Annotated in this window: 20 protein-coding genes and 1 pseudogene; 16 read left to right on the forward strand and 5 right to left on the reverse strand. The window is 61.7% G+C overall.

The window, feature by feature from the left end:
• The 5 genes from M0534_RS08335 to M0534_RS08355 all read left to right on the forward strand — a co-directional run.
• Positions 1–266, forward strand: a 266-nt coding sequence (locus M0534_RS08335) for a glutamate synthase-related protein (protein WP_248567971.1), incomplete at its 5' end; no start/stop codon positions are given.
• A gap of 210 nt (positions 267–476) precedes the next feature.
• Positions 477–1,844 carry a type III glutamate--ammonia ligase gene (gene glnT / locus M0534_RS08340; RefSeq protein ID WP_248567972.1) on the forward strand — a complete coding sequence of 456 codons (1,368 nt, stop codon included), beginning with the start codon at positions 477–479 and terminating at the stop codon, positions 1,842–1,844.
• Positions 1,845–1,958: 114 nt separating this feature from the next.
• Positions 1,959–3,185, forward strand: a complete 1,227-nt coding sequence (locus M0534_RS08345; RefSeq protein ID WP_248567973.1) for an ammonium transporter — start codon at positions 1,959–1,961, stop codon at positions 3,183–3,185.
• Between the two features lie 704 nt (positions 3,186–3,889).
• Entirely contained in the window at positions 3,890–4,825 is a 936-nt protein-coding gene (locus M0534_RS08350; RefSeq protein ID WP_248567974.1) for an aldo/keto reductase, read from the forward strand.
• Positions 4,822–5,496 (forward strand): DUF6064 family protein, encoded by a 675-nt coding sequence (locus M0534_RS08355; protein ID WP_248567975.1) that lies wholly within the window; start codon positions 4,822–4,824, stop codon positions 5,494–5,496. Before M0534_RS08350 ends, M0534_RS08355 begins: the two co-directional genes overlap by 4 nt.
• Here M0534_RS08355 and M0534_RS08360 read toward each other — a convergent pair.
• Both M0534_RS08360 and M0534_RS08365 read right to left on the reverse strand, forming a co-directional pair.
• The gene (locus M0534_RS08360) at positions 5,483–6,337 is read right to left on the reverse strand and encodes a universal stress protein (RefSeq protein WP_248567976.1); all 855 of its coding nucleotides are present in this window, start codon (positions 6,335–6,337) and stop codon (positions 5,483–5,485) included. The genes M0534_RS08355 and M0534_RS08360 overlap by 14 nt on opposite strands.
• 37 nt (positions 6,338–6,374) lie before the next feature.
• A complete protein-coding gene (locus M0534_RS08365) occupies positions 6,375–7,868 on the reverse strand; it encodes a SulP family inorganic anion transporter (RefSeq protein WP_248567977.1) in 1,494 nt (497 codons plus the stop codon).
• Positions 7,869–8,402: 534 nt separating this feature from the next.
• Here M0534_RS08365 and M0534_RS08370 point away from each other — a divergent pair.
• From M0534_RS08370 to M0534_RS08385, 4 genes and pseudogenes are all read left to right on the forward strand, one after another.
• Positions 8,403–10,298: an SLC13 family permease gene (locus tag M0534_RS08370; protein WP_248567978.1), complete on the forward strand. Its 1,896-nt coding sequence runs from the start codon at positions 8,403–8,405 to the stop codon at positions 10,296–10,298.
• A gap of 18 nt (positions 10,299–10,316) precedes the next feature.
• Positions 10,317–11,106 (forward strand): annotated as a pseudogene (locus M0534_RS08375) (aminoglycoside adenylyltransferase family protein).
• Positions 11,107–11,150: 44 nt separating this feature from the next.
• Complete coding sequence (locus tag M0534_RS08380) at positions 11,151–11,810, forward strand: hypothetical protein (RefSeq protein ID WP_248567979.1); 660 nt, start codon at positions 11,151–11,153, stop codon at positions 11,808–11,810.
• A 147-nt stretch (positions 11,811–11,957) separates the two neighbouring features.
• Complete coding sequence (locus tag M0534_RS08385; protein ID WP_248567980.1) at positions 11,958–13,199, forward strand: hypothetical protein; 1,242 nt, start codon at positions 11,958–11,960, stop codon at positions 13,197–13,199.
• Between the two features lie 16 nt (positions 13,200–13,215).
• Here M0534_RS08385 and M0534_RS08390 read toward each other — a convergent pair whose 3' ends face one another.
• The gene (locus tag M0534_RS08390; RefSeq protein WP_248567981.1) at positions 13,216–14,526 is read right to left on the reverse strand and encodes an acyltransferase family protein; all 1,311 of its coding nucleotides are present in this window, start codon (positions 14,524–14,526) and stop codon (positions 13,216–13,218) included.
• Positions 14,527–14,663: 137 nt separating this feature from the next.
• On the opposite strand from M0534_RS08390, the gene M0534_RS08395 reads away from it, so the two are divergent.
• The 5 genes from M0534_RS08395 to M0534_RS08415 all read left to right on the forward strand — a co-directional run bounded on the left by M0534_RS08395 (position 14,664) and on the right by M0534_RS08415 (position 22,308).
• A complete protein-coding gene (locus M0534_RS08395; protein WP_248567982.1) occupies positions 14,664–15,806 on the forward strand; it encodes a phage tail sheath family protein in 1,143 nt (380 codons plus the stop codon).
• 219 nt (positions 15,807–16,025) lie between these two features.
• Positions 16,026–19,526, forward strand: coding sequence for a molybdopterin-dependent oxidoreductase (locus tag M0534_RS08400; protein WP_248567983.1), 3,501 nt, complete (start codon positions 16,026–16,028; stop codon positions 19,524–19,526).
• A 13-nt stretch (positions 19,527–19,539) separates the two neighbouring features.
• Positions 19,540–20,667 carry a 4Fe-4S dicluster domain-containing protein gene (locus tag M0534_RS08405; RefSeq protein WP_248567984.1) on the forward strand — a complete coding sequence of 376 codons (1,128 nt, stop codon included), beginning with the start codon at positions 19,540–19,542 and terminating at the stop codon, positions 20,665–20,667.
• Between the two features lie 15 nt (positions 20,668–20,682).
• Positions 20,683–21,516 carry an ethylbenzene dehydrogenase-related protein gene (locus tag M0534_RS08410; protein WP_248567985.1) on the forward strand — a complete coding sequence of 278 codons (834 nt, stop codon included), beginning with the start codon at positions 20,683–20,685 and terminating at the stop codon, positions 21,514–21,516.
• 3 nt (positions 21,517–21,519) lie between these two features.
• Entirely contained in the window at positions 21,520–22,308 is a 789-nt protein-coding gene (locus M0534_RS08415) for a TorD/DmsD family molecular chaperone (protein ID WP_248567986.1), read from the forward strand.
• A 9-nt stretch (positions 22,309–22,317) separates the two neighbouring features.
• Here M0534_RS08415 and M0534_RS08420 read toward each other — a convergent pair whose 3' ends face one another.
• On the reverse strand, positions 22,318–22,662 hold the full coding sequence (locus M0534_RS08420; RefSeq protein WP_248567987.1) for a putative quinol monooxygenase: 345 nt from the start codon (positions 22,660–22,662) through the stop codon (positions 22,318–22,320).
• Between the two features lie 300 nt (positions 22,663–22,962).
• Here M0534_RS08420 and M0534_RS08425 point away from each other — a divergent pair, with 300 nt between their 5' ends.
• Together M0534_RS08425 and M0534_RS08430 are read left to right on the forward strand one after the other, a co-directional pair.
• A complete protein-coding gene (locus tag M0534_RS08425) occupies positions 22,963–24,087 on the forward strand; it encodes a site-2 protease family protein (protein WP_248567988.1) in 1,125 nt (374 codons plus the stop codon).
• Between the two features lie 109 nt (positions 24,088–24,196).
• Positions 24,197–24,409 carry a hypothetical protein gene (locus M0534_RS08430; RefSeq protein ID WP_248567989.1) on the forward strand — a complete coding sequence of 71 codons (213 nt, stop codon included), beginning with the start codon at positions 24,197–24,199 and terminating at the stop codon, positions 24,407–24,409.
• 33 nt (positions 24,410–24,442) lie between these two features.
• Here the strand turns inward: M0534_RS08430 and M0534_RS08435 are convergent, their stop codons facing one another.
• Positions 24,443–25,261, reverse strand: a complete 819-nt coding sequence (locus M0534_RS08435) for a DUF2189 domain-containing protein (RefSeq protein ID WP_248567990.1) — start codon at positions 25,259–25,261, stop codon at positions 24,443–24,445.
• Positions 25,262–25,636: the final 375 nt, after the last annotated feature.

The raw sequence follows: 25,636 nt of genomic DNA on the forward strand, positions 1-25,636 counted from the left end.
GCCAGACCGGCAAGTGTCCGGTGGGTGTCACCACCCAGGACGCGGTGCTGGAGCAGCGTGTGCAGCCGGACATGGGTGCAAAGCACGTCAGGAATTATCTCCAGACCCTGAACATGGAGCTGACGACGCTGGCCCGGGCCTGCGGCAAGTCCAACGTTCACCACCTGGAACGCGAGGACCTGGTGGCCATGAACGTCGAGGCGGCGGCCATGGCCGGGGTGCCGCTGGCCGGTACCAGCTGGATTCCGGGGGTCAACGGGCGCTGAACCGCCCCGCCATGCATGGAGGGACGATGTGGCACCGTCGCCTGGCAACAGGCGGCGGTGCAGTTGGCGTGGTGCCTGACCCCGCCGCTATCAGCCGAACCAACCATTTGAAAGGGGGAATGACATGAAAAAGTAGGGACACCATGCCGAGAGTATAAAAGACTCGACCATGTAAAAAGCGAGAACATCAGGTTTTATGGGGGAGATCGAATGAACGGCCAGCCAAAGTGTAAAGAAGATGTACTCAGAATCGTAAAAGACAGAAATATTGAATTTATCTATTTCCAGTATACGGAGATGTACGGCAAGCCTTGCGCTAAGATTGTGCCGGCCTGGGCGCTGGAGATGATATGGGAGTCTGGTGCAGGTGCGGCCGGGTTTGCCGCTGGCGAGATCGGCCAAGGCCCGCATGATCCAGATATTGAGGCATTTCCCGATCCGACGACTTTCGTCCAACTCCCCTGGCAACCGGAATTAGGACTACTTGTCTGCGATGTCTACGTGCGCGGGGAGCCATGGCCGTATGATCCGCGGTTGATTCTCCGTAATATGGTGGAGTACGCGCGCCAAAAGGGCTACGTGTTCAACGTTGGAGTAGAGCCGGAGTTTATGCTCCTGGAAGCGGATCCGGACGTTACCAATCCTCGTTTTGCCGATCCATATGACACGATGCAAAGGCCTTGTTATGACGTTAAGGGGATAACACGGCAGTATCCCTATGTCCGGGAGCTTTCTCATGCCCTGAACGAACTTGGCTGGTCGAACTATGCGCTGGACCATGAGGACGGCAACGGCCAGTTCGAGGCCAACATCATGTATGACCAAGCCCTGAATACGGCGGATAAATTCGTTACCTACAAATACATGGTGGATACGATCGCGCGTAAGCACGGAATGATGGCAACATTCATGCCCAAACCGTTCGTCGATCAGACGGGAAATGGTCTGCACATGACCTTCAGCCTCTGGGATGAGAAAAATGAACGGAATCTGTTCGAGGATTTGGAGGATCCGCGCGGGATGGGGTTGTCAAAACTGGGGTACAACTTCATCGGTGGATTGCTCCACCATGCCCAAGCATACATTGGCATAAGCGCGCCCACAGTAAATTCATACAAGCGGCTGCGCCGAGGCACGCTGGAGCGGCGGACTTGGGTGCCGGTCAATGTCACTTATGGTGGTAACAACCGCACGCAAATGCTTCGAGTCGGAGGACCCGGGAGAGTCGAGGACCGTACACCGGATGCCTCGGGAAGTCCCTATCTGACGATGGCTGCAATACTCAGGTGTGGGCTCGACGGTATTGAGCGTGAACTCGATCCGGGCGAACCAAACCACGACAACCTGTACGACATCCCCGAGGAGGAAATCAGGCAGCGCGGCATCGATTTCCTCCCCGGGAATTTGTCCGAAGCAATCGATAACCTGCAGCAAGACGAGACCCTCCGCCAAGCATTTGGTCAGGCCAACGGGGAGTATTTCCTGGATTACTACTGCCGTGTAAAGAAGCGGGAGTGGGATAGCTACCACCAGGAAATCTCGCCTTGGGAGCTGAAAAACCAGCTTTTGTTCCCGTAACACCTGTATTCAGCTGGTAGACGAATCGAGGCAGAAAATGATGTCCGCCTGGGGGCGAGGGCAGGGATCGGCGAGTGCCCAGGCGGCGCATCTTCACGCGAATGTGGGGGAAAAATGAAACAATCAATAATCAATCGATTAATGCTGTTGGTACTTCTGGCATGTCTTGCGGGATTGTTTGCACCTTCCGTGATGGCCGAGTACGCGACGCCGACGGGCATGGAAGGTCTGACAGCAGATACAACCCATCTTCAGGACGAGATCCACAAGTATCACAAGAGCATGGATGTCTGGTTCATGTTGATGCTTGTTGCGTTCCTCATGCTGTTCATCAAAAAGTTTGAATGGGGAGTCTGTCTCGCCACCATGCTTGTGACGGCAGGCAGTTTTATAACACATACCGCGATTCAGCAGTTCGGCTTTGGCGCGTCGTGGAGCCAGGATCTGGTGATTCTGAGTGTCTTCTGTTCAATCACGGTTGTGCTTGCGATAGGCGTTTTCCTGGGGACAATCAAGATGTGGCAGTACTTCCTCGCGGGCATACTATTTGCGCCCGCGTGGGTTGCCATTGATTGGTTCATGTTCGGGTATCTCGAGGGTGTCGTGGACCCCGGTGGATCCATGCTTGTCCACATGGTGGCGGCCTACTGGGGTTGGGGTGTCATTCTTGCCCTCCGGGAAAAGCGGGCGTTCAACGAACCCATGGAGACAACCACCCACAGCGTATCCTTCGTGTGGCTGGCATCGATGCTCCTGTTTGTCCTCTGGCCATCTTTCGTGACGGCGCTGCTCCCTGCGGACATGGTCAACTGGGGCATGTTCACGGCGTACATGGCCGGTTTGGGTTCCGTCATTTCAGCCTACTTTACCTGTGTATGGATCCAGAAGAAGGTCGATCCGCTGGTCTACACGTACGCCTTGCTGGCAGGCATGGTTGCCATCGGGTCGCCGCTGGTGTCAGTTGACCCTTGGACAGCCTTTGGTATTGGCCTGGTCGCCGGCGCCGCGTCTGTGTGGTCCTTCCTTAAGCTGCATGATTGGCTGGCGAAGAAGACCGGCGTGCTGGACGTTATGGGTGTTCAGAACCTGCACGGCGTACCCGGTATCATTGGCGGGCTCGCGGGAGCCATTTTTGCGGCCGGTATGGTAAATGTCATTAGTGTCGTAGGGGTGTTCATCCTGTCCTTGTTCTTCGGCGCAATCACCGGGCTTATTCTGAAGGCAACACGGGGGCTGATGGATGAGTCGGAGATGTTCAGTGACCAGGCCGATTTCCTCGGATCGAACTCGGGGTCGGCGATTGCGGATGACAGAGCCGCAGCAGCTCCGGCCGCGAAGTGAACGGATAACGTTCCCATCGGTTCCCACGTTCGCGTGGGTACCACGTTAGTTTGAGGCAATCCGCGCTGCTTGGCCGCGATCATCCCGCGGCCAAGCAGCGCAACCCTTCCAAGGGCCAAAAAGGTTCGGGCGAATGGATGAAGTGTTGAGATGACATGGGCTTCTCCTCTTCATATCGCCGCGGAATCCCAAGACGGTTCCGTTTTCCTTGACCGCTGTCATCGGCGGGAGCTGCGCCGTGGCGAATGAAACGCGCCTGGCCACCACACCGCTCAGGCCCTTCCACGCGAAGTCCGGAGCAACCACCCGGTAACCTCCTGGCAGGCTGGTTCAAGCCGTTGCGTGTGGTTTTCATTTTTCCGCTTTGCGGTTCCGGAATGTGTCAACCTTTTTCCGACAGTGAGTCATTGACTGTTAATCAATGTTCTCGGTGCTGACCGGCGGATTCACCAGATCCCCGACGGTTGCGTTGGTTCGCATGTCAACGGCCGGAACCGTGAGGCCGTCATCCCGGTTGATACAAACGCGGTTGGGCGGGCGGCTTGCCACCGGAGGCCCCTTTATTGCGCTGATGACCCATTCGGTTGTCGTTGGCGCAGGAAACCTCGGCGGGCCTGTGGTAGTCGTCAGGGTGAGGGTGCCTACTCGCGTCGATTGCGGTTGTGGATAGGGTGCCGTTCGCAAAGTCCGAAGGAGCGCTCAGCATGAACAATGGCTTCACTCGCAGACAGTGTCTCAAGTTGCTCGGCGGGGGTCTGGCGGCTTCGGTAATGCCCTCCATCCGGCTGCTTGCCGCGAACAATGACGAGCGGCTCAGGAAAACCTTCTCAGGCGATCAAACGCTGCCGGTCATCGGCCTGGGCACGTGGCGTACGTTCAATGTTGGTACTGATCCGCAGTTGCTCGATGACCGCGCGGATATTGTCCGGGCATTCTTCGAACGTGGCGGCGGCATGATTGACTCCTCGCCGATGTATGGATCAGCGCCGGATGTGATGGGCCATGCCCTGCAGCAGCATGGCACTCCCGACAGTTTGTTCTCAGCCGAAAAGGTCTGGAGCCCGGCCGGTGGTTCAGCCGAGGAGCAGGTTACCGATCTGAAGTCACGCTGGCAGGTCGATCGGTTCGATCTTGTACAAGTCCACAATCTGACCGACTGGCGCGAGCATCTGGCGGTGCTACGGGAGATGAAGGCCGAGGGCAGGGTCGGCCACATCGGCATTACCACGTCACACGGCCGTCGCCACGAAGCGTTCGAAGAGATCATGGCCTCAGAGGACATCGACTTCGTGCAGTTGACTTACAATATCACGCACCGCGAGGTGGAGGACCGGCTGCTGCCACTGGCAGAGGAAAAGGGCATTGCGGTGATCGCCAACCGGCCCTATGACGGGGGTAGTCTGATCAGGGACCTGAAGGATCGCGACGCGCTGTTGCCCGACTGGGCCGGGGCGGAATGCGGGTGTTCGACCTGGGCCGAGTTCCTGTTGAAGTTTATCGTCAGTCACCCGGCCGTGACCTGCGCGATTCCGGCGACCACCCAGGTTGCGCATCTGCGGGAAAACATGCGCGCCGGTCTCAAGCCCATGCCTTCTGCCAGCACCCGGGAGAAGATGGTGCGTTACATCGAGTCGCTATGAATCCCTGGTCCGGCTACGCCCTGCAGGATTTCATTCCTTTTACGGCTGATATCTATTTCCGACTGCTGGAGCGCATGGGAGAGGCCTTCTGGCCGCTGCAAGTGCTGACCATGGCGCTGGGTGCGCTGGCTGTTGTTCTGGCACTCAAGGATCGCGGCCGGCTGGCCTGTTTGTTGATTGCGCCGGTCTGGGCCTTTGTGGGTTTCGCGTTTTTTGTCCAGCGTTACGCCGAGTTGAACTGGGCGGGTGGCTATCTTGGTTATGTGTTTTACGGCCAGGCGATCCTGCTGTTAGTGACTGCAGCGGCTGGCCTTGGCTTCGACAAGGCGTCGCGTCGACGGCCGTCGACCGTCCTTGGCGCCGTGATTGCGCTGGCCGGGCTGATCGGCCTGCCGTTCATGGTGACGCTGACTGCGGGTTCCTGGTTTCAGGCCGAAGTCTTCGGTATCCATCCCGACCCGACTGCCGTGGTGACGCTCGGGCTGGCAATGATCATCCTTCGGGGTTGGGTGTTAGGGCTGATCGCCACCATTCCGGCGATCTGGTTGCTGATTTCGGCGCTGACGCTGTCGGTGCTGGAGGCACCGGGCGCGATTTTGGTTTTCACCATATTGGCAGTCGGCCTGTTCGGGCTGGTGTGGAAAAGCGTTGAACGTCTCAGCGCAGGATGAGAAGCGGAATCGGTGAGCGCATGATCATGTGGCTGGTGGTGCTGCCCACGAAGAACTGACGCAGCCGCGAGTGGCCGTAGGCCCCCATGGCCAGCAGATGTATGTCGTGGGCCTCGCGGTAGTCACAGACGACCTCGTTCACGTCGCCGGATTTCACCGCGGTGGTCACCTGGAAGCCCTGCCTCTCCAGCCGGGCGCGAGGGCCCGCCAGCTTTTCCCGGTTGGCATCGGTTTCTGCGCCCACCATCAGGATGTGCGCTTCCGTGCGATCCAGCAGGCTGCTGCGACCCAGACGCTCCACCACCTTGTCGGCGGTGTCGCTGCCGTCGTAGGCGATCAGGAATCGGTCGGGGGCGCGGAACTGAAGCGGCACCACCAGCATGGGCGCGTGCAGCGTGCGGATGATGCTTTCCAGGTGGCTGCCGATGTGCCGGCTGACCATGGCGCCATCCTTGCCCTGTTTGCCCAGCACCAGGAGCCGCATGTCGGCTTCCAGCGCGGCCAGAGCCTCGGTGATATCCCCGTTACGCAGCAGCTTGCCGGGGTTTTCCACACCGGCGGTCTGCACCCGCGCGATCGCGTCGGCCAGCACGGCCTTGCCCTGTTCCCGGACCAGCTTGCCCCGCCGTTCCTCCAACTCCACCAGCTCCCGGAGCAGTTCCTCGCGGTTGCCCAAGCTAAGGCTGCCGCTGTAGTCCGGGTCGCGCTCGCCATGCGGGTTGCGGATGACGTGCAGCAGGGTCATTGGGGCATTCAGGCGCTGGCAGGCCCAGGCGGCGTGGTCACAGACGGACTCGGATGAACGCGAGCCGTCCACGCAGGCGAATACCTTTTCAGTCATGGCGTTGTTGCTCCCTGGCCGTTGTGCGGTTCGCGGTTCAGTGGCCCATCAGCCGGTCGATGGCGTCCGGTTTGTCGTGTACGGCATGGCGGTCGACGATGGTGGCGGTGGCCTCGTTCATGCCCACGAGCTCGACGTCGGTGCCTTCGCGGCGGAAGTTGATGACCACTCGGTCCAGCGCTGCGACCGAGCTGATGTCCCAGAAGTGGGCGCGGGTATGATCGATGGTCACCTTATCCAGGTCCTCGTTGAAATCGAAGGCCTTGCCGAACTTTTCGGTGGAGGCGAAGAACACCTGACCGACCACCCGATAGGTCCGGTGCAGGGTCTGGTCGTCCGGCCGTTCGTCCACGTCCGAGCTGACATGCATGAAGCGGCTGACCTTGTTGGCGAAGAACAGCCCCGCCAGCAGGACTCCGGTGAGCACGCCGATGGCCAGGTTGTGGGTGAGCACCGTGACCGCCACGGTGGCGATCATGACGATGTTGGTACTCATGGGGTTCTTGCGCAGGTCGCGGATGGATCCCCAGCTGAAGGTGCCAATGGAGACCATGATCATCACCGCCACCAGGGCGGCCATCGGAATCATCTTGAGAAGCGGCGAGAGAAAGACCACCAGCACGATCAGCACCAGCCCGGCCACCAGCGCAGAGAGCCGCCCGCGGCCGCCCGATTTCACGTTGATGATGGACTGGCCGATCATCGCGCAGCCGGCCATGCCGCCGAAGCTGCCGGCCACCAGGTTGGCGATGCCCTGGCCCTTGCATTCCCGGTCGCGGTCGGTCTCGGTGTCGGTCAGGTCGTCCACGATGCTCTGGGTGAGCATGGATTCCAGCAGGCCGACCACGGTCAGTGCCAGGGAATAGGGCAGGATGATCCAGAGGGTCTCCAGATTGAGGGGTACGTCCGGCCACAGGAAGACCGGCAGGGTGTCGGGCAACTGGCCCATGTCACCGACGGTGGGCACGTCCATGCCCAGTACCCAGGCCACCAGGGTAAGCACCACGATGGTGATCAGCGGCGAGGGAATGGTCCGCGTGAGATAGGGCAGCAGATAGATGATGGCCAGACCGCCGGCCACCATGGGGTAGACCGCCCAAGGCACGTCCACCAGCTCCGGGAGCTGCGCCATGAAGATCAATATCGCCAGCGCGTTGACGAAGCCGGTCATCACCGAATTGGAGATGAAGCGCATTACCCGGCCGATCTGTAGATACCCAGCGATCACCTGCAATACCCCGGTGAGCAGGGTCGCGGCCAACAGGTATTCCAGCCCGTGGTTGGCCACCAGGGTGGTCATCAGCAGTGCCATGGCGGCGGTGGCGGCCGAGATCATCCCGGGGCGGGCACCGGTGAAGGCGATGACCACGGCGATGCAGAAGGAGGCATACAGGCCCACCTGCGGGTCCACCCCGGCGATGATGGAGAACGCGATGGCCTCGGGGATCAGGGCCAAGGCCACGATAATGCCGGCCAGCACATCGCCGCGGATGTTGCCGAACCATTCCTGCTTCAGTCTGTTCCAGTTCATGGGTGCTTCCGTGTGAATGGCCTTGCGGTGCCGCTGGATGGCAAGCGCGCGGCGGCCCTGGCGTTCGGGCCTGTGAGTCCGGTGTCAGCGATGTCACCACGCACCGTTTCAGGGGCGTGGGGTTGGCAGCGGATGGCCTCGCGTGCGCTGCGGGCCCCGCGCCTTGGCGATGCGAAGGGAGTGGGTAATCAGCTAGGGCGGACTGGTGCGTCCCATGGTGCTAGACGTTCTTGACGGTCTCGCTCGCTATCGAAGAGCGCGGGACGGTATACCAAACGGGGCAGCAAGTGAAGGGTGGGACACTGCCTTGGAGGAAATGAAAGAAATCGGCGACAACCTCGGATTTTTCCACATGATTTCGCTGTGGCGGCCATCCAGGGCCGAAGCGCCAGACGCTTCCGTCCTCCTGCTGAACGGCAGGCCGCGTATCATTGCCGATGCCAGCAGTCGCGGGGTTCGGCGTGTCGTGTCATCGTTCGCTTCCGGATTGTCGGACGCGTCCCAACACGTCCCAACAAAACAATAAGCACGCTTATGGCAACTGAGCAGTGGGTCATTCTCTCCATCCTAGGCGGTACCGTCGGCATGTTCCTGTGGGGCCGCTGGCGGCACGACATGGTGGCAGCGGGTGCGCTGCTGGCCTGCGTGGTGGCAGGGCTTGTGGCGCCCGCCGAGGCCTTTGCCGGGTTCGGCCATCCGGCCGTGATCACGGTGGCCTGCGTGTTGGTGCTGAGCCAGGGGCTGCAGAACTCGGGGGCGGTTGATGCCCTGACGCGCACGGTGATGCCCGCCAAGGCGGGTCGGACGCTCAGCCTGGCCATGTTGATGGGCTTAGGCGCCTTTCTCTCGGGCTTCATGAACAACGTTGGTGCCATGGCGTTGTTGATGCCGGTGGCGATCCACCTGTCGCAGCGACTCGACCTGACCCCGGGGCAGATCCTGATGCCGCTGGCTTTCGGCACGATTCTCGGCGGCATGACCACGATGATCGGCACGCCGCCCAACCTCATCGTGTCCGGTTTCCGCGCCGAAGCCGGCCTGGGCAGCTTTTCGATGTTCGATTTCACGCCTGTCGGTGTGGCCGTGGCGGTGGTGGGCGTGGTGTTCGTGACAATGCTGGGCTGGCGTCTGGTTCCCGCGCGCAAGCAGGCCGGGGTCGAGGGGTTCGAGTCCGGTTCCTACATCACCGAAGTTCGGGTCGGGGAGGGCAGCAAGGCCGAAGGCAAGAGTCTCCGTGAGATCGAGGCCGAGCTGACCGACATCGATGCGCAGATTATCGGCATCGTGCAGCGCGAGGTGCGCCTGATTGCGGCCAACCCGGGCCGGCGGGTGCACGCGGGGGACATCCTGATGGTCGAGGCGGAGGCCGATGCCCTGACCGATGTGCTGTCGACGCTGGACCTGAAGCTCGAAGAGTCGGTGGATCCGGAGGAGAACGATGACGCGGAGGACGCCGAGTCCGACGAGGCCCCGGATGCGAAGGACGCTGGCGCGGACAAGAAGGCCGGGTCGGCAAACGACGATGGCGATGCCGGCGAGGATGCGTCCGAGACAGAGGCGCCGGCGGAATCGGGGGAGGTGGTCCTGCAGGAACTCGCCGTGCTGCCCAACTCACCGCTGTCCGGCCGTTCGGCCAGTGACATTCTGTTGCGGACCCGTTACGGCATCAATCTGCTGGCCCTGTCCCGCGAAGGACGGCGGTCGATGAAGCGGCTGCGGTCGATGGCCCTGCGGTCCGGCGACCTGCTGCTGATGCAGGGGCCGCCGGAGTCGATTTCCGAGTTCGCGGCCGACAACGGTTGCGTGCCGCTCGCCCAGCGTGAGTTCCGCATTCCCGACAAGCGCAAGATCTGGGAATCCAGCCTGATCATGTTGTTCGCCATCGGCGGTGCCGCATTCGGTCTGTTGCCGGCGGCCGTCTCCTTTGCGATTGGCGTGCTGGCCTCGATGGCACTGCGCACGGTGCCGCCGCGCAAGGTGTATGAAGCCATCGACTGGCCGGTCATCGTATTGCTGGCGGCGCTAATACCGGTGGCAAGCGCCATGCAGACTACGGGCACCGCCGACCTCGTCGCCCGTTTCCTGATCGAGAACGTGGCGCAGGGCCATGCCATTGTCGGGCTGGTGTTGATCCTGGTGGTGACGATGTTCCTCTCGGACCTGATGAACAATGCCGCTACCGCCGCGGTGATGTGTCCGATCGCCATTGGTACGGCCAGCGTGTTGGGGGTCAGTCCGGATTCCTTTCTGATGGCGGTGGCCATCGGCGCCTCCTGCGCTTTCCTGACCCCGATAGGGCATCAGAACAACACCCTGATCCTGGGCCCCGGTGGCTTCCGTTTCAGCGACTACTGGAAGATGGGGCTGCCGCTGGAGTTCCTGGTGATTGCGGTGTCGGTGCCGGTGCTCCTGATCGTCTGGCCCCTGTGACCGGACTACCCTGAGTGCATGACGATCAACCAGGACATTCCCGTCGAAGCAACACGAGCCGTCCAGGTCGTGCATCGCGCTCTTGGTTTATCGGTTGCCGCAGCCTACCTGTTCGGATCCGCCGTCGCAGGTGGACTGCGACCGGGCAGTGACGTCGATGTCCTGATTGTCGTTGACAGCGCTTTGGCCGCACCGGCTCGCGAGACTCTCGTGCGAGCCCTAATGCCTGTATCCGGCCGGTTCGGGAATCCTGAGGGCAGGCGGCCTGCTGGAATTGACGGTGATTGCGCGCGCCGACGTTGTCCCCTGGCGCTACCCTCCGAGAGCCCAGTTGGTTTACGGCGAGTGGCTCAGGGAAGCGTTTGAGGACGGGCGTGTTTCCGGGCCGGTGGAGGATCCGGATACAGCCATTGTTCTTAGCCAGGTGCGTGGTAAAAGCGTCCCGCTTGTCGGACCGGTGGCGTCGGACATTCTCGAACCCGTGCCAATGACCGACGTTCGCAGGGCGATCAGGGACTCGCTGCCGACATTGCTTGCCGATATCCAGGGCGATGAGCGCAATGTCCTGCTGACGCTTTCACGAATGTGGATGACGGCGGTTGAGGATGAGATTGTGCCGAAGGACGTGGCGGCGGCGTGGGCTGCGGCCCGACTGGAGGATGATTGCCAGGCTTCAATGCTTCAGAGAGCCAGAAAAGCGTACCTCGGGACGCCCGAGGAATCCTGGGTGGGCAGAGAAGCGGCAATTGACGATCTGGTTGCTACGCTGAAACAGGCGATAGAAGGCTGTTTGGCGGAAGCCCGGTAGCAGCATTGATTGGCCAGGGACGGGTCCACAATGGACTGTGTCGGATGAAATGCCCTTCTGTTGTCGTTTTTCTCATCTGCGCGACCCTGCTCTCCGGTTGCGGATTCGTTGGTGATCCCGACCAGAGGGTGCTTTTTCCGTCACAGCCTCACGACACCGAATACCAGTACGCGAATCTGGCCCGGCAGATCGCGTCGGAAAAGCCCTGTTACCTGATCTCGCCAGACAGCATTTCGGTTGCCCCGTTTAACGCCTCGGGGACGCGCGCAATACAACTGCGCTCGCGCTGTTTCGCGACCGTGGCCGAGCGTGCCGCCCGGCCGGAGCTCTGTGAACACGTCGTCTCCGTCAGCACCCTGCTCTATTCAGGCCATGCGAATGATCGGGCGCGATGCTTGCGCGAGGCCGATCACGGGCAGGCGCGGTCGGGTGTCGGGGTGGTGGAGGAGGGTGCCATGTTCGAACTGGCCGGGTTCTCGGACGCAGACATCGATGGCCTGATGCAAGCCCATCAGTTGCCTGCGGATGCCCGCTACTGCCTGGTCTTCTCCCCCGAGTTTTTCGATGCGATCGATCACATGCCGCGGTTCTCGTCCGAAGATGAGGTGATTGGTATCGAAGACGTCGTGTGGAAACCGCACCCGTTTCTGTTACTTCCGGGTTTTCCGTGTACGGGAAAATTCGTCGATGCCGACCCGTCCTGAAGCGTCACGGTGAACGGTGGCGGAGGTACTGAACAGCGGGCGACCGGTGAGAGGATTGAACACGGGTACAGCCGAAAACGCCTCTGCTAGGATGGCGCGGAGATAAATTCGTAAGGCGTCAATAGTAAAAAGCCAGGAGGGCACAGGATGCGGTATTCAGCGCTTTCAACTGCACGCAGCGGACGGTGGATTACTGGCATCGTCGGTTTTGGGATTCTGGTGGCCGCCGCGCCGGCCAGCGGCGATCCACTTGAGGATCGCATACCGGCGGGCATGCTCATCGAAATGGTGGATCCCACGCTTTGCGCGCCGCCACCGGAAGACATGTCCGATGACGAGCTCATCGCCATGCTCGACAGTGATGATCCGGCAATGGCGCCGCCCGTCAGCGGCAGTTGGGAGCACGACGGCGAGGAGTGGCGCGCCTATGGCCAGGGCTGGTTCAACGACGGCAGCAGCGGCCCTGTGGTCGGCACGATGATCATGCTCCGGAGCGAGAGCGACGCGCTGCAGTTCCTGTGCCTTGTGGTCTCACCCCATACGGACACATTGATGCTCCATGGCGAGGCTGCCCTGGTCGGTCCCGATGTCGAATCCATCGACGGCGACACCTTCATGGCGATGGGAATGTTGGGTGAGCGCCGGGCCGGCATCGGCGAGGTGCTGGCCGATTCGGGAAGTGTCACCTTCGAGCAGGTCGATGACGATACGCTGGAATGGTCGATGACATTCGACGGCCTGATTATCGGCATGGACCAGCAGCTGCTGGACGAGGGGGGCTCCCTGACCCTGGAGGGAGAGTTGAGTCGGGACGACGCGATGCGGGTTGCCGACTGGGGCAGTGATGACCTGGCGGATGCTTCCGCTCCCGCCGTCGATGAAGAGCAGCTGGCCGCGGTAAGGGAGGCGTTTCTCGACGATCTCCGTCTGGAGATCGAGCCTGTGTTGACGCCGGACAATAGCGACCTCGTCCGGAATACCGTCTATCGCTACGACTACGACACCTTCGCCTCGCAATCCGATGACAGCGGCTGGCGCAGCACCCGCGAATATTTCTTCTATCAGGATGGGGAACAGCTGGTGCCGTTTCAGCGGCCTTCCAGCGACGCCGATTTGAGCAGCTTTTTCGATGGCTTGCTCGCCTCTGACTTCGTGCTCGACGAGGATTCCGCAGAGGATTTCCGGGACTTGCTGATGACCCTCACCGGCGAAGACTTCTTCGAGGAGGAGGACGTCCAACTGGACAACATTGTCAATCACCGGCCCGAAGAGTGGATCTACTTCACCGGCACCTTCTTCGATGACTACAAGGCATTTGTGGTTTACACGGATGATGAGGGTCGACCGGAAAAGGTGCTCTACCGGCTCCGGCAGCAGCCAGCCTCCTGATCGAGGTCGGGACTGTTCATGCCTTTGGGTGCGCGCGCAGCATATAGGATGCTGCGGCGACACCCAGCAGACCGATCAGGGCCCCCGGATAAGCCCCGAGGCCGAGACTGGCGGCGAGGCCGATCAACAGCGCGGCACCGCCCGCGATGATTGCGGTGGGGCTGGTCGCCTGCGGGATGTCCCGGACGCGACGTCGTTCGATGGCCAGCACGGCAAGCATGAGCGGCGCAACGATGAGGGTGCACAGGGCTATCCATCCCAGGCGGCCAACCCAGAAACCCTCTTCGCCAGGCATGCCCGTGTCAATCGGAAGCCCGAGACGCACGCCGAGCCATGTCGCGGGCAGTTCCGCAAACTTGTGCCAGAGGTAAAGCTGCAAGCCGAGGGCGCCGAACACCGCCATCCAGCGCCCAAGTCGGCGGCGTTTCAGGAAACCCCGAATCGGATCCTCGAAAACGAGAGCTGCCCCGATCTGGAGCCACATCACGCCAAGGAACGCCAGGGTCGGCGGCAGCAGGTTGGTGTCGCCGCCGAGGTTGCCGTTGACCATCGACACCGGATAACCGGAAGCCACAGACAGCCCCAGCCAGACGACTCCCAGCAACAGCAGCGTGAAACCGGCGGCTCGCCCCTTGAAGCGTCCGTTCCACCAGGCAATGCCGAGCTGCTGCGGCACCAGCCAGACGGCAACTCCGTTGATCCACGCGAACAGGTCATGTTTGTCGGTGACCAGCCCGCCGAGGCCCGCCAATTCGCGCGGAGCTGCAGGCAGGGCGCGGATCAGGTCGACGGCGGCGACCATCAGAATCAGTCCGACAACGGCCTTCAGGCCCCAACGCTCGTCTGCCCGAATGCTCAGGGGCAGCAGCGCCTGCACGCCGAGCAGGGTCAGCAGGAACCACAGGTGAACCGTCAAGGAGTTGTTCAGCGGCCCGAGGATTTCTCCACCGGTGAATGCCGCGATGCCGACAATCGTCACCAGAACCGCCATGTAGGTGACGGTCGGCCGGGCAAGGCCCAGCGCCCGGCCTGCCCACCAGTGGGCGTGCGCCTGCCCCGAACGCAGTCGCTGCCGGACGCCCTCGGAGCTGACTGCGGCGGATACGAATATGAACAGCGGTACCACCTGGACAAGCCAGGTAAAGAAACCGGCCGGGGCCCAGACGTCGAGGATATGCTCGGTATCCACCAGGGTGCCGTTTTCGACGCGCGGCAGCGTGGCGACCCAATGGCCGAGGACAACGACCAGCAAGGCGCCGGCACGCAGGGCATCAAGGTAGGGATCACGTTGCAACTCCGCCGCGGTCGCCCCCTGCCTTTTCACCACGTTGCCTCCGGTTCGTTTGGTTCCGGCCTGTTCCAGCCCGTGAAGTCGCAGTATGGGACACCTGCAGACCGGTTCATCTCCAGTCTGTGGGTGTCCTCGATTGGCTAGTATGGGGTGGGAGGCTAACAGGAGGAGCGATGTCGTATCGGGTACCAGGTGTCTATGTGGACGAGCTGTCGGTGCCGCCCCAACGGCTGCGCCGGGTCGATACCGGAGCCGCGTTGCTGATCGGGTCGCTGCCGGCGCGGTGGCTCGCCAATGACGTGCCGGAGGGGGAAGCGATTGCGGTCGAGAGCTTGCCTGATTTTCGCGAGCACTTCCTGGCAGCGGGCGATCCGGAAGTCGATGGCGGCGCCCCGCCCCTGGTTGGCGCCGTGCACGGTTTTTTCGTCAACGGCGGCTCGGCGTTATGGGTGGCACTGGTGCCGCCCGGCAGGAAGGTACTTCGAACCTTGGATCTTCCGGACACCGACCCGCTTCCGGCTGCTTTGCAACTCGCTGCGCCGGGTTTTTCCGATGCCGAGAGTCAGCGGGTGCTGATCGGGGCCTGCGAGGCCAGGACAGGGCGCTTTGCCATTCTCGATGGGCCGTCGGAGTCGGTGCCGGTATCCACTCTGGCCAAGTCGGTTGCCGACGACGGCCTGCGCCCGGATCCGGTGGAATCCGGCCGTGCCGCCCTCTACGTACCCTGGCTCCTGATGCGGGACTCGAAAACGGGGGACGAGCATTCCGTGCCGGCCTGCGGTCATGTCTGCGGCGCGATTGCGGGTAACGATGCTGATCGTGGTGTCCATACGGCTCCGGCCAACATTGTTGTGCGTGGCATCTCCGGGCTTGCCCGGTCCTTCAGCGATCGGGACCAAGGGGTGCTGAATCCGGCCGGGATCAATGCCATTCGCGCGATCAATAACGGCATCAGGATCTGGGGTGCACGGACCCTTGCCCCGCCGGACATGGCGGAGTGGCGCTTCATCCCGACCCGCCGCCTGGCGGACATGATTCTGCTGTCAGTGGAACAGGGGCTGGCCGCGGCCGGGCTGGATGAGAATTCCGCAAACACCCGATCGACCGTGCGTGAGCTTGTCGGAGATTTTCTGCTGCAGGTCTGGCAGGACGGCATGTTGCAGGGCCAGAGTCCGGAGGATGCCTTCTTCGTGCGCTGCGATGAGCGCAACAACAATGCCGCTGATGTCGAAGCGGGGCGGCTGAATCTGGAGATCGGGATAGCCGCGCTTCGACCAGCGGAATTCATTTTGTTGCGGATCGCAATGACAACCTGAACCGACGCTGGAAGCCGTCACGGTTGCAATTTCATGTTCTTCCGACGTGGTTGGCACGCGTGCCGCATGCCTCGCATTTGTGGTCCTTGCAGGGTAGCTAGACAAAAAGCGGTAAAAGTATTACTTGTTTTTTATCTGAAATTTGATCCAGGTCATTTGTTGCCTTGAAAGCCCTTGCTAGCGTGATTCTCAGGATTCTTGCGGGAGGGGAGCAAGGCCATGAGCGATCGATCACAACCGACATCGGCATCTCGCCGCCGGTTCCTGCAGGCCGCGGCAGCCGCAGGATTTGGGGCTGCGGTGACGCCTGGCGGGCTGCTTGCACAATTCCGTTATCTGGCCCCCACGCGCGTGGACAACCCGCTTGAGCACTATCCGGATCGCAACTGGGAGCAGCTGTATCGCGACATCTACCGCAGCGACGGTTCCTTCGTCTTTACCTGTGCCCCCAACGACACACACAACTGCCTGTTAAGGGCCTTTTTCAAGAACAAGGTTCTGACACGGATCGAGCCCACCTTCGGCTACCACAAGGCAACGGACCTCGACGGCAACAGGGCCTCGGCGCGCTGGGATCCGCGGTGTTGTCAGAAGGGACTCGTGCTCACCAGACGGTTGTACGGAGACCGTCGCGTCACCGGTGCGTTCATGCGCAAGGGCTTCAAGGACTGGGTCGATGAGGGCTACCCGCGAGATGACACCACGGGGATGCCGCCGACACGGTTTCTTGAGCGCGGGACCGACTCCTGGGTCAAGGTCAGTCACGCCGAGGCGGCGGATTATCACGCCAGAACACTGAAAAACATCGCCGAAACATATTCCGGCGAACAGGGGAGACGTTTCCTGACGGAACAGGGGTACGAGGCGGCGATGATCGACGCCGCGGAGGGTGCCGGTACGCGGGTAATGAAGTTCCGTGGTGGCATGGCCAAGCTTGGTGCCGCGCGTCTGCTGGGCACTTTCCGCATGGGCAATAGCCTCGCTCTGCTCGATCACCACGTCCGCGGCGTGGATCCGGAGGAAGCCAAGGGTGCTGGCGCCTGGGATTCCTATTCATTCCATACGGATCTGCCGCCCGGCCATACCATGGTTTGCGGCGACCAGACCAACGATTTCGAGTTTCATGATGCCGAGAATGCCGAGTTGATTGTCGTCTGGGGCATGAACTGGATCTGCACCAAGATGCCCGACAGTCACTGGCTCACCGAGGCCCGCATCAAGGGCGCCAAGACGGTGGCGGTCACGGTTGAGTACTCCGCCACGGCCAACAAGTGCGACGAAGTTCTGGTCATCCGTCCCGGAACGGATCCCGCGCTGGCACTTGGCATGGCCGGGGTGATCATGCGGGAGGACATCTACGACAGGGATTTCGTCCGTCGCTATACCGATCTGCCGGCCCTGGTACGAATGGATACGCTGGAGACACTGAAGGCCGCGGACGTCTTCCCCGATCACCAGGAGCGTCAACCCGACAACTGGACGCATGTGCTGGGTGCAGAGGAAACGGCACCACCGGTCCACCAGCAAAACGGCCGCTATATCCCGCATGCGCTGAAAGGGGAGTTTTCGGACTTTGTCGTCTGGGACAGCGCCAGGCAAGAGCCCGTGGCTGTGGGTACCGACCAGCTTGGTGATCACTTCGATGCCTTGGGGATCGACCCGGCGCTGGAAGGAACCTTCCGCATCAGGACGGTGGACGGCGAAACCGTCGAGGTGCGCCCGGTGTTCGAGCTGACCCGGGAGTACATCAACGAAAACCTCACGCCGGAGCAGGTGGAGGCCATTACCTGGGCACCTGCGGAGGCGGTGGAGAGCCTTGCACGCGATATCGCCAGGCATGCCGGCAAGACCCTGGTTCCCTGTGGCATGGGCCCGAACCAGTTCTGGAACAATGACAACAAGGACCGCGCGATCTTCCTGCTGGTCGCGCTGACCGGGAATGTCGGACGGCATGGTGGCAACATTGGCAGCTACGCCGGCAATTATCGGGTCAGTCTGTTCTCGGGTGCCGGTTTGTGGACCACCGAAGATCCTTTCAACGTCCAGCTTGATCCGGAGGGATCGGTTACCCGGCGGAGCACCATCCGCTACGAATCGCTGCACTACTGGGCCAACGGGGAACGGATCATGACGGCCGGTGACAAGGTGATCACCACGGGCGGCCATGTACCCACGCCCACCAAGGCCATCTGGCAGACCAACTCGAATTCCAGTCTTGGCAACCAGAAAGGCCATTACGATGTCGTAAACAACACGTTGCCGAAGTGCGAGCTGGTGGTCTACAACGACTGGTGGTGGACGGGGTCCTGTGAATACAGCGACATCGTCTACGGCGTGGACTCCTGGATGGAGTTCAAGTACCCGGACATGACGGCGTCCAACACCAATCCGTTCCTGCAGGTCTTCCCGTCGACGCCGTTGCGCAGAAGTTTCGACACGGTGCATGACCTGGACACCTATCTGCTGGTTGCCCGGGCATTGAGCGAAATCACCGGTGACCAGCGCTTCGTGGACATGTGGCAATTCGTCGACGAAAACCGCGTCGACGTCTATCTGCAGCGCATCCTCGACCACTCGGCCAACCTGCGTGGCTACCAGTTCCATCACTTGCACGCGCTTGCCCGCGACGGCATCCCGGTGTTGGTCAATAACCGTACGTATCCGCGCGTGTTCAGTTACGAACAGGTCACGGAATCCAAACCCTGGTACACGAAGACCGGTCGCCTGGAATTCTATCGGCCGGAGCCCGAGTTCATCGAGGCTGGCGAGAATCTGGTGGTCTACCGCGAGCCGTCCGAGGCGACCTTTCACGAGCCGTGCGCAATCCTTGCCAAGGATCACCCGGCGATCCGACCCAAGCGGCCGGCCGATTGGGGCATCGAAGCCGATGATCGCAGTCACCAGAGCCGGCAGATGCGCAACGCCACGATGGACGGGCCGGCCCTGCTTCAGTCGAAACATCCGTTGTTGGACAAGGGATACCGCTACGTCTTTCACACGCCCAAGTATCGGCACGGTGCGCACACGACCCCGATCGATACCGATTACATGATGATGCTTTTCGGGCCCTTCGGAGACATCTACCGGCGCGACAAGCGCATCCCCGGGACAAGCGAGATGTATGTCGACATCAATCCGTCCGACGCCAAGGAGATGGGGATTGCGGACGGCGACTATGTCTGGATTGATGGCGACCCGGAGGAACTGCCCTTCCGTGGCTGGCAGGAATCAGGCCGGGAGGATGCCTACAAGGTGGCACGGCTGATGGCAAGGGCCCGCTACTACCCGGGCACGCCACCCGGCATTACTCGCATGTGGTTCAACGGCTACATGTCCACGCCCGGTTCCGTCAAGGGGCATGAGACTCGCGAGGACGGTATCGCCAAGAATCCCGATACCAACTATCAGGCCATGTTCCGCTACGGCGGTCACCAAAGTCTCACGCGTTCCTGGCTCAAGCCCACTCACCAGACCAATAGCCTGGTGTGGCGCACGCTATTCAGTCACGTGCAGGGCCAGGGTTTCGCCGCGGATGTGCACTGTGTCACCGGCGCTCCGCGGGAGTCCATGGCCAAAATAACCAAGGCCGAGGCCGGAGGAATTGGCGGTGAGGGTCTGTGGCGCCCGGTAGCCCTCGGACTCCGGCCGTCGGCGGAAAGCGACGCCGTGAAACGTTATCTCGATGGTGCCTACGCCCGAACGTCCAACGAAGAATCCTGAGGAGGTCCCCGTCATGCCGAGCGTTTACAACTGGCAACTGGGAAGGGAGATGGACTACCCGTTCGAGGGCGTCCGCCCGAAACGGCAGTTCGCCATGATTTTCGACACCAATAAATGCATCGCCTGCCAGACCTGCACCGTGGCCTGCAAGACGGCTTGGACCTCAGGTCGTGGCCAGGAATACATGCTCTGGAACAACGTCGAAACCAAGCCCTACGGCTATTATCCACTGGGTTGGGACGTCAACATCCTGGACAAGCACGGCGTCCAGGACATGGATGGCCCGGTGTATGAAGGCAAGACACTGTTCGAAGCGGCGCCGGCCGACAAGGTCGTGCTTGGCTACACGCCGAAGGACGAGGATTACGCATTTCCGAACATCGGCGAGGACGACTGCACCGGCGAGATGGACCAGGGGGCCTGGATGCAGATGCCGCATATGCAGTGGATGTACTACCTGCCGCGCATCTGTAACCACTGCACCTACCCGGCCTGCCTTTCGGCCTGTCCACGGCAGGTGATCTACAAGCGCGAGGAGGACGGGATTGTGCTCCTCGATCAGAACCGCTGCCGGGGTTATCGGGAATGCGTGACTGGTTGCCCCTACAAGAAAGTGTTCTTCAATCCGATGACCCGCGTTTCGGAGAAGTGCATCGGCTGCTATCCGGCCATCGAGAACAATCGCCAGACCCAATGCACGATCACCTGTATCGGCAAGATCCGGCTGCAGGGGTTCATGGCGACGCCGGACGAGGCTCGCGAAGACAACCCGATGGATTACATCGTCCATTACGCCAAGATCGCGAAGCCCCTCTATCCGCAATTCGGCCTGGAACCCAATACCTACTACATCCCGCCGGTCCATGTTCCGCCGAAGTATCTGCGGCAGATGTTCGGCTGGGGCGTCGAGGAAGCAATCGATACCTACAAGCGGGCGAGTGAGGATCCCAAGCTGCTAGGTGCCATGCTTCTGTTCGGTGCCACTCCGGAAATCATTCACCGTTTCAAACTGGAAGCCGGCAAGGCCGTCGGTTACGACGACAAGGGTGCGGAGCTGGTCCGCGTGCCGATGGTCGAGCCGACCTTCCTGCGTGATGCCTTCGACGGGCGGTTCAATGCCTATCGGACCAACGTGACCTGATGAGGAGGTGTGCTCATGTGGAGGCGAACACTGACCACAGGCGCGGCGGCTCTGCTGGTGCCGATGGTGTTCGGCACGGCGATGGCAGCGGACGGGATCCGCGCCATAATCGTCGACGCCGATGGCGCACTTAAGGACCCGGAGGCTGCGTTCTGGGACGAGGCGGATCCGGTAATGGTCTCGATGCAGGCACAGATGGTGGCAAAACCGCTGCACGGGGAGCCTTCCGTCACCGAGGTTTCGGTACGCGCGGCGCATAACGGGCACTGGATCGGCCTGCTTGTCGAGTGGGAAACGCCGGAGCCGCGGGACACGATCCGGCTGGACGATTTCGGTGACCAGATGGCGGTGCAGTTCCCGCTTGATGCCGGAGCCAGCCCGATGATGGGACATGACGGTGCCGCCGTGAACATTGTGCAGTGGCGTGCCGCGCTGCAGCGCGATATCGCCGAGGGCGAGCCTGAAATCAGGGATCTCTATCCCTACGCGCTGGTGGACGTCTACCCCGACGAGGTATTGAGCCTGACCGACGCGCGGGCCTACACCGGCGCCCTGGGCCTGGATAACCCGGTGGCCAGGCCTTTCGACAGCCCGGTGCTGGACCAGATGGCGGAGGGGTGGGGAACCCTGACCGTGCGGCCAATGCAGATCGCCGATGGTTGGGGAGTCTGGAAGGACGGTCGTTGGCGTGTGGCGGTGAGCCGGCCGATGCGACCGATCCTGGAGGGTGATCCGGATCTCTCGCCCGGAACGCGGCGCGCCGCGTTCGCGGTCTGGGATGGCAATAACGACGAGGTTGGGGGGCGCAAGAGCTGGTCCGGCTGGGTTGACGTGCAGATTGAGGAATAGCAGATGTCCGCCGAAAAAATGAGGAATACGGATCTCGAACTGGGCGAACTTCTAAGCCGTGCCTACCGGGCCCGCGCTGCCGCTCGCTTTCTCGCCTATCCGGAGCCTGATGAGGAGGAGGCGCTGGAGAAGACGCTGATCGGGCTTGAGGCCCAGGGCGCACTACTGGCGGATGATTCAGAACGCAAGGCGATCAGCGATTTCGTCAGCCGTTGGCGGCATGCCGGGGCTGAAGTGCTGCGGGCCGAGTACGCGCGGCTTTTCCTTGGGCCGACCCGCTGTTCGCTGTACAGCGCAACCTATGGCAGTGGCGGGAATCTCGCTGGGCCGGCGGCTGGTATCGCCGATGTCAGCGGTTTTTATCAGGCTTTCGGTGTCGATATTCGCGAGGAGCAGCCGGAGCGTCCAGACCACCTGGCCGCTGAGCTTGAGTTCTACAGCTCACTGCTGGTCAGGCTTGCCTATGCGACCCACAACCAGTGGAATGAAGCCGCTGTAGTGACCGGCGATGCCGCTCGCAGTTTTCTGCGAGATCACCTCGGGCGCTGGTCAGGCGTGGTCAGCCGACGGCTGGAGCAATTGGACAGCATTGAAGCCTATCGTGCGCTTGCCAACTGGTTGGATGTCATGTTGCGGGAAGAAGCCACCAGGCTCGATGTGGACGTAGAGAGCTACGGCATTCCGGACTGGAGCACACAGGCCGGCGCCGAACCCATGCATTGTCCTCGGGATGATGACGCGGAAGCGTCGCCAGCCCAACCGATTCGTTTCCGGAGATCGGTGCAACGCTAGGCGTGGGCATTAATCAGCGTTTCCCTCGCCCTTCGCTCCTGCAGCGGGAGGCGGTTGCAACAGGTCATCGCAGGGTTTAAGCCGGATTTCCTCGAAATATTCAGCCACGGCCGCCTGCATGCGCGGGAATGCGGGGTGGTCGAGGACGCCGCTTTCCCGGAAACAGAGTTTGCGGCATTCCTCGTCCGGCCACAGGGCGTAGGACCAGAACAGGCCGTTCTCGTCCTCGTGCAGGCGAGCCCCGTAGGAACCGCAGCGCCGGTGGATCAGCGCCGTACCCTCGACCCATGCCTGCCGGAATTGCGCCTCATGGCCGGGCTTGACCCGCCAGCGGTACAGGATCGCGATGCTCATTGCTTGCCTTTAGCCGTTGCGGTAGGTCCCGTGCGCTTGCGCGCAGACTGCATCGGTCAAAGGCCTGCCTGGAGGCAGTGACCTTCGGGCCGAGCGTTGCCGTCATCCGTTTGTTCCTGGTCCGCGCCAAGCTACAGTCTTACCTGAAAAACCATACTGGCCGGGCAAGCGTTGCGCAAACCCGTAGGCCGGCAGGGCGGCGCATCGCTAACCGCTGGGACAGGTGGCGAAGAGCGGCGTTGCACGGGGGATCCTGACAATCGCGACTACAGGCAGTTGCATCACGCAAGGAGCCGAATCATGTTCAAGACGGTCCTGGTCCTGGGCCACATCATCGGGATACGTATCCAGATCCATGTCAGCTGGATTTTCATCCTGATCCTTTTGCTGGCCAGCCTGAGTGCCGGTTTCCATCATCAGTATCCAGACTGGACGTTCTCGATGGTGACTGGATCGGCGGCGGTGACCGCGCTGCTGTTCTTCTCCTCGATCCTTGCACATGAGCTGGGCCACAGTGTGGTGGCATTGCGGCGCGGCATCCCGGTGGAATCCATTACCCTGTTCATCCTGGGCGGCATGGCCCAGATGGGGCGGGATGCCGAACAGGCAGACGACGAGTTCTGGATAGCAATCGCCGGTCCGGCGGTCAGTCTGGCCCTGGCCTTGATGTTCGGTGGTCTGAGCTGGCTGACCTCCGGCTGGTTCGAACCGATACCGGTGGCGTTGGGCTGGCTTGGCCTGATCAACCTGATTGTCGCCGTGTTCAACCTGATTCCCGGGTTTCCGCTGGACGGCGGGCGGGTGTTCCGCGCCCTGGTCTGGAAATTCACCGGCGATGCCCGCAAGGCTGTCGAGGCCGCCGTCCGGGGTGGGCGGATGGTGGCCTACCTGCTGTTCGGTTTCGCCTTCTGGAATTTGCTCGTCGTCGGCAATCTGATCGGCGGCATCTGGATCATGCTGATCGGCTGGTTCCTGCTGACCATGGCCGAGGGGCACGGGCGGATGTATGACATGCGGGAGCGACTGGCGGATGTCAGCGCGCGGGATCTGGCGAACCCGGATGTGCCCTTCGTCAGTCCGGATGTCTCGATAGACAAGTGGATCCACGACGATGTCCTGCCGGGCGGACGCCGATCCTTCCTTGTCGGCGAACCGGCGCAGGTCCAGGGTCTGGTGAGCCTGAGCGACAGCCGCAAGGTACCGCGGGAGCGGTGGAAGCTGACCCGGGTGGCCGACATCATGACGCGGTCGGAGTCGCTGAGCCATGTGAGTCCGGACACCGGCGCCGAGGATATCCTGCGGCTCATGACCGAGCGTAAATTGAATCAGATACCGGTGATGGAGCGTTCGGGACGGGCGATTGGCTGGATCGACCGTCAGCAGTTGCTGCGCACCATTGATATCCACATGGAACTCAAGCGCTAATCGACGCCCATGGCTGCCGATGGCCGCAGGCATGTCGCGGGAAACCTGCCCCGAGAGTTCCGGACTTGCGCTGCTTGGTAGCTAAACCCATGACAGGAGGAACACGACAATGGCAATCTGGGAATGCCGTATCCGTGCCGCGAAGATCGATGATGCGCGCGCCTCACTGGGCCCGCTTGCGGATCAGACCTGGGAGGTGCAGGCGGAAGATGCCGCCGATGCCGTGACCAAGGTTGTCACCGAGATCGAAAAGCAACGTCGTCTGACCACGTTGCCGCCCGATCTGCTGGAAGATTGGCTGGACGTGCGGGAGAGGGGCTAACGCCGCCCGTCCCGCACGTTCAGCCCGCACCGGTCAGCTGCTACCGCCAGCCGGCGGCGTATCGTCGTACTGGATTAGATCGCGATACGCGTACCAGCTGGCATAACCCAGCAACGGTAGAACGACTGCCAGGCCGATGTAGAGCGTCGCGATACCGGCGATGGTGAACGCAGTCAGCAATAAACCCCAAACGATCAACGGCATAAGGTTGCGGTGGACTGCAGACAGGCTCGCGACGATGGCCTCCAGCACGCTGACATTCCGGTCCAGCAGCATGGGGATCGAGACTGCGCTGATCGCAAATGCGCCGAAGGCCAGCAAGGCACCAATGGCGCAGCCGGTGATCAACAGCCCCAGCCCGGGCAGGCTGAAGAAGATCTCGCTCGCGAGGATCTCCGGGCTCGGCGTGGTGACGCCAAAGAACAGGGCGAACATCAACAGGGCCAGGCGTGTCCAGGCCAGCATGAAGATCATCAGCACCAGGCCCATCAACGCAATCTGAACCGGGTTGCGGCGCCATGCCTGGAAGGCGGAGCGCAGACCCGGTTGCCGTCCTGCTTCCATGTCCCTGCTGATCTCGTACAGGCCGGTTGCAACCAGCGGGCCGAGAAACATGAACCCGGCGGCAAGCGGCAGCAACCAGTAGGCCATGTCCAAGACGACGAGCCCGGCCGTCAGCAGGATGCTGACGCCGACCCAGAAGCTGCCGTAAGCCAGGCTGACCAGCGGTGCATGGCGAAAATCCCTGGCCGCATTCGCAAGCCACTGCCAGGGCTGCTCCATGCCGATGCCGGCGACGGAATAAGAAACATCGGATTCCGGCACGGGGCGGGCCATCGTTTCACTGGACATGGTGAACCTCCTCGGATCACTGGTGTGATTGCCTTCGCATCGCCACTCAGGAAAAAGAGTAGGCCGAGACGCCTCATGCCGCCATTTTTCCCAACCCTTCACGTCGCTGAAACCGCGTCCCGCTGTTCGTGTCCGGTACCGCGTCGACATGGCCAATCAGCGTCTCCCGAACCGGCGAAAACCGACGCGGCCGCGATGGCCCTGGTCCCCGGCCACTTTTCGATAGCGGCCGGCGAGGGTGTGAGGCAGGCGCCGCCCGCTGGAATCCGGATGCCCCTGGAGAATCAGTATGTGTTGGTTTATGGCAGCGATTCCCGGCGACTGGTCAAAGTGGTTCCGCAGAATCAGATTAGCCCCAGCCACCAACACTTGCTC

This window comes from Methylonatrum kenyense (assembly GCF_023195885.1).
Classification (GTDB): domain Bacteria; phylum Pseudomonadota; class Gammaproteobacteria; order Nitrococcales; family Aquisalimonadaceae; genus Methylonatrum; species Methylonatrum kenyense.

Bases quoted from the DNA above. Each gene is read 5' to 3' on its own strand.
- M0534_RS08355 (WP_248567975.1), top strand. From the start codon at position 4,822: ATGAATCCCTGGTCCGGCTACGCCCTGCAGGATTTCATTCCTTTTACG.
- M0534_RS08410 (WP_248567985.1), top strand. From the start codon at position 20,683: ATGTGGAGGCGAACACTGACCACAGGCGCGGCGGCTCTGCTGGTGCCG.
- M0534_RS08345 (WP_248567973.1), top strand. From the start codon at position 1,959: ATGAAACAATCAATAATCAATCGATTAATGCTGTTGGTACTTCTGGCA.
- M0534_RS08370 (WP_248567978.1), top strand. From the start codon at position 8,403: ATGGCAACTGAGCAGTGGGTCATTCTCTCCATCCTAGGCGGTACCGTC.
- M0534_RS08415 (WP_248567986.1), top strand. From the start codon at position 21,520: ATGTCCGCCGAAAAAATGAGGAATACGGATCTCGAACTGGGCGAACTT.
- M0534_RS08420 (WP_248567987.1), bottom strand. From the start codon at position 22,662: ATGAGCATCGCGATCCTGTACCGCTGGCGGGTCAAGCCCGGCCATGAG.
- M0534_RS08380 (WP_248567979.1), top strand. From the start codon at position 11,151: ATGAAATGCCCTTCTGTTGTCGTTTTTCTCATCTGCGCGACCCTGCTC.
- M0534_RS08430 (WP_248567989.1), top strand. From the start codon at position 24,197: ATGGCAATCTGGGAATGCCGTATCCGTGCCGCGAAGATCGATGATGCG.
- M0534_RS08405 (WP_248567984.1), top strand. From the start codon at position 19,540: ATGCCGAGCGTTTACAACTGGCAACTGGGAAGGGAGATGGACTACCCG.
- M0534_RS08365 (WP_248567977.1), bottom strand. From the start codon at position 7,868: ATGAACTGGAACAGACTGAAGCAGGAATGGTTCGGCAACATCCGCGGC.
- M0534_RS08400 (WP_248567983.1), top strand. From the start codon at position 16,026: ATGAGCGATCGATCACAACCGACATCGGCATCTCGCCGCCGGTTCCTG.
- M0534_RS08395 (WP_248567982.1), top strand. From the start codon at position 14,664: ATGTCGTATCGGGTACCAGGTGTCTATGTGGACGAGCTGTCGGTGCCG.
- M0534_RS08435 (WP_248567990.1), bottom strand. From the start codon at position 25,261: ATGTCCAGTGAAACGATGGCCCGCCCCGTGCCGGAATCCGATGTTTCT.
- M0534_RS08350 (WP_248567974.1), top strand. From the start codon at position 3,890: ATGAACAATGGCTTCACTCGCAGACAGTGTCTCAAGTTGCTCGGCGGG.
- M0534_RS08360 (WP_248567976.1), bottom strand. From the start codon at position 6,337: ATGACTGAAAAGGTATTCGCCTGCGTGGACGGCTCGCGTTCATCCGAG.
- M0534_RS08425 (WP_248567988.1), top strand. From the start codon at position 22,963: ATGTTCAAGACGGTCCTGGTCCTGGGCCACATCATCGGGATACGTATC.
- M0534_RS08385 (WP_248567980.1), top strand. From the start codon at position 11,958: ATGCGGTATTCAGCGCTTTCAACTGCACGCAGCGGACGGTGGATTACT.
- glnT (WP_248567972.1), top strand. From the start codon at position 477: ATGAACGGCCAGCCAAAGTGTAAAGAAGATGTACTCAGAATCGTAAAA.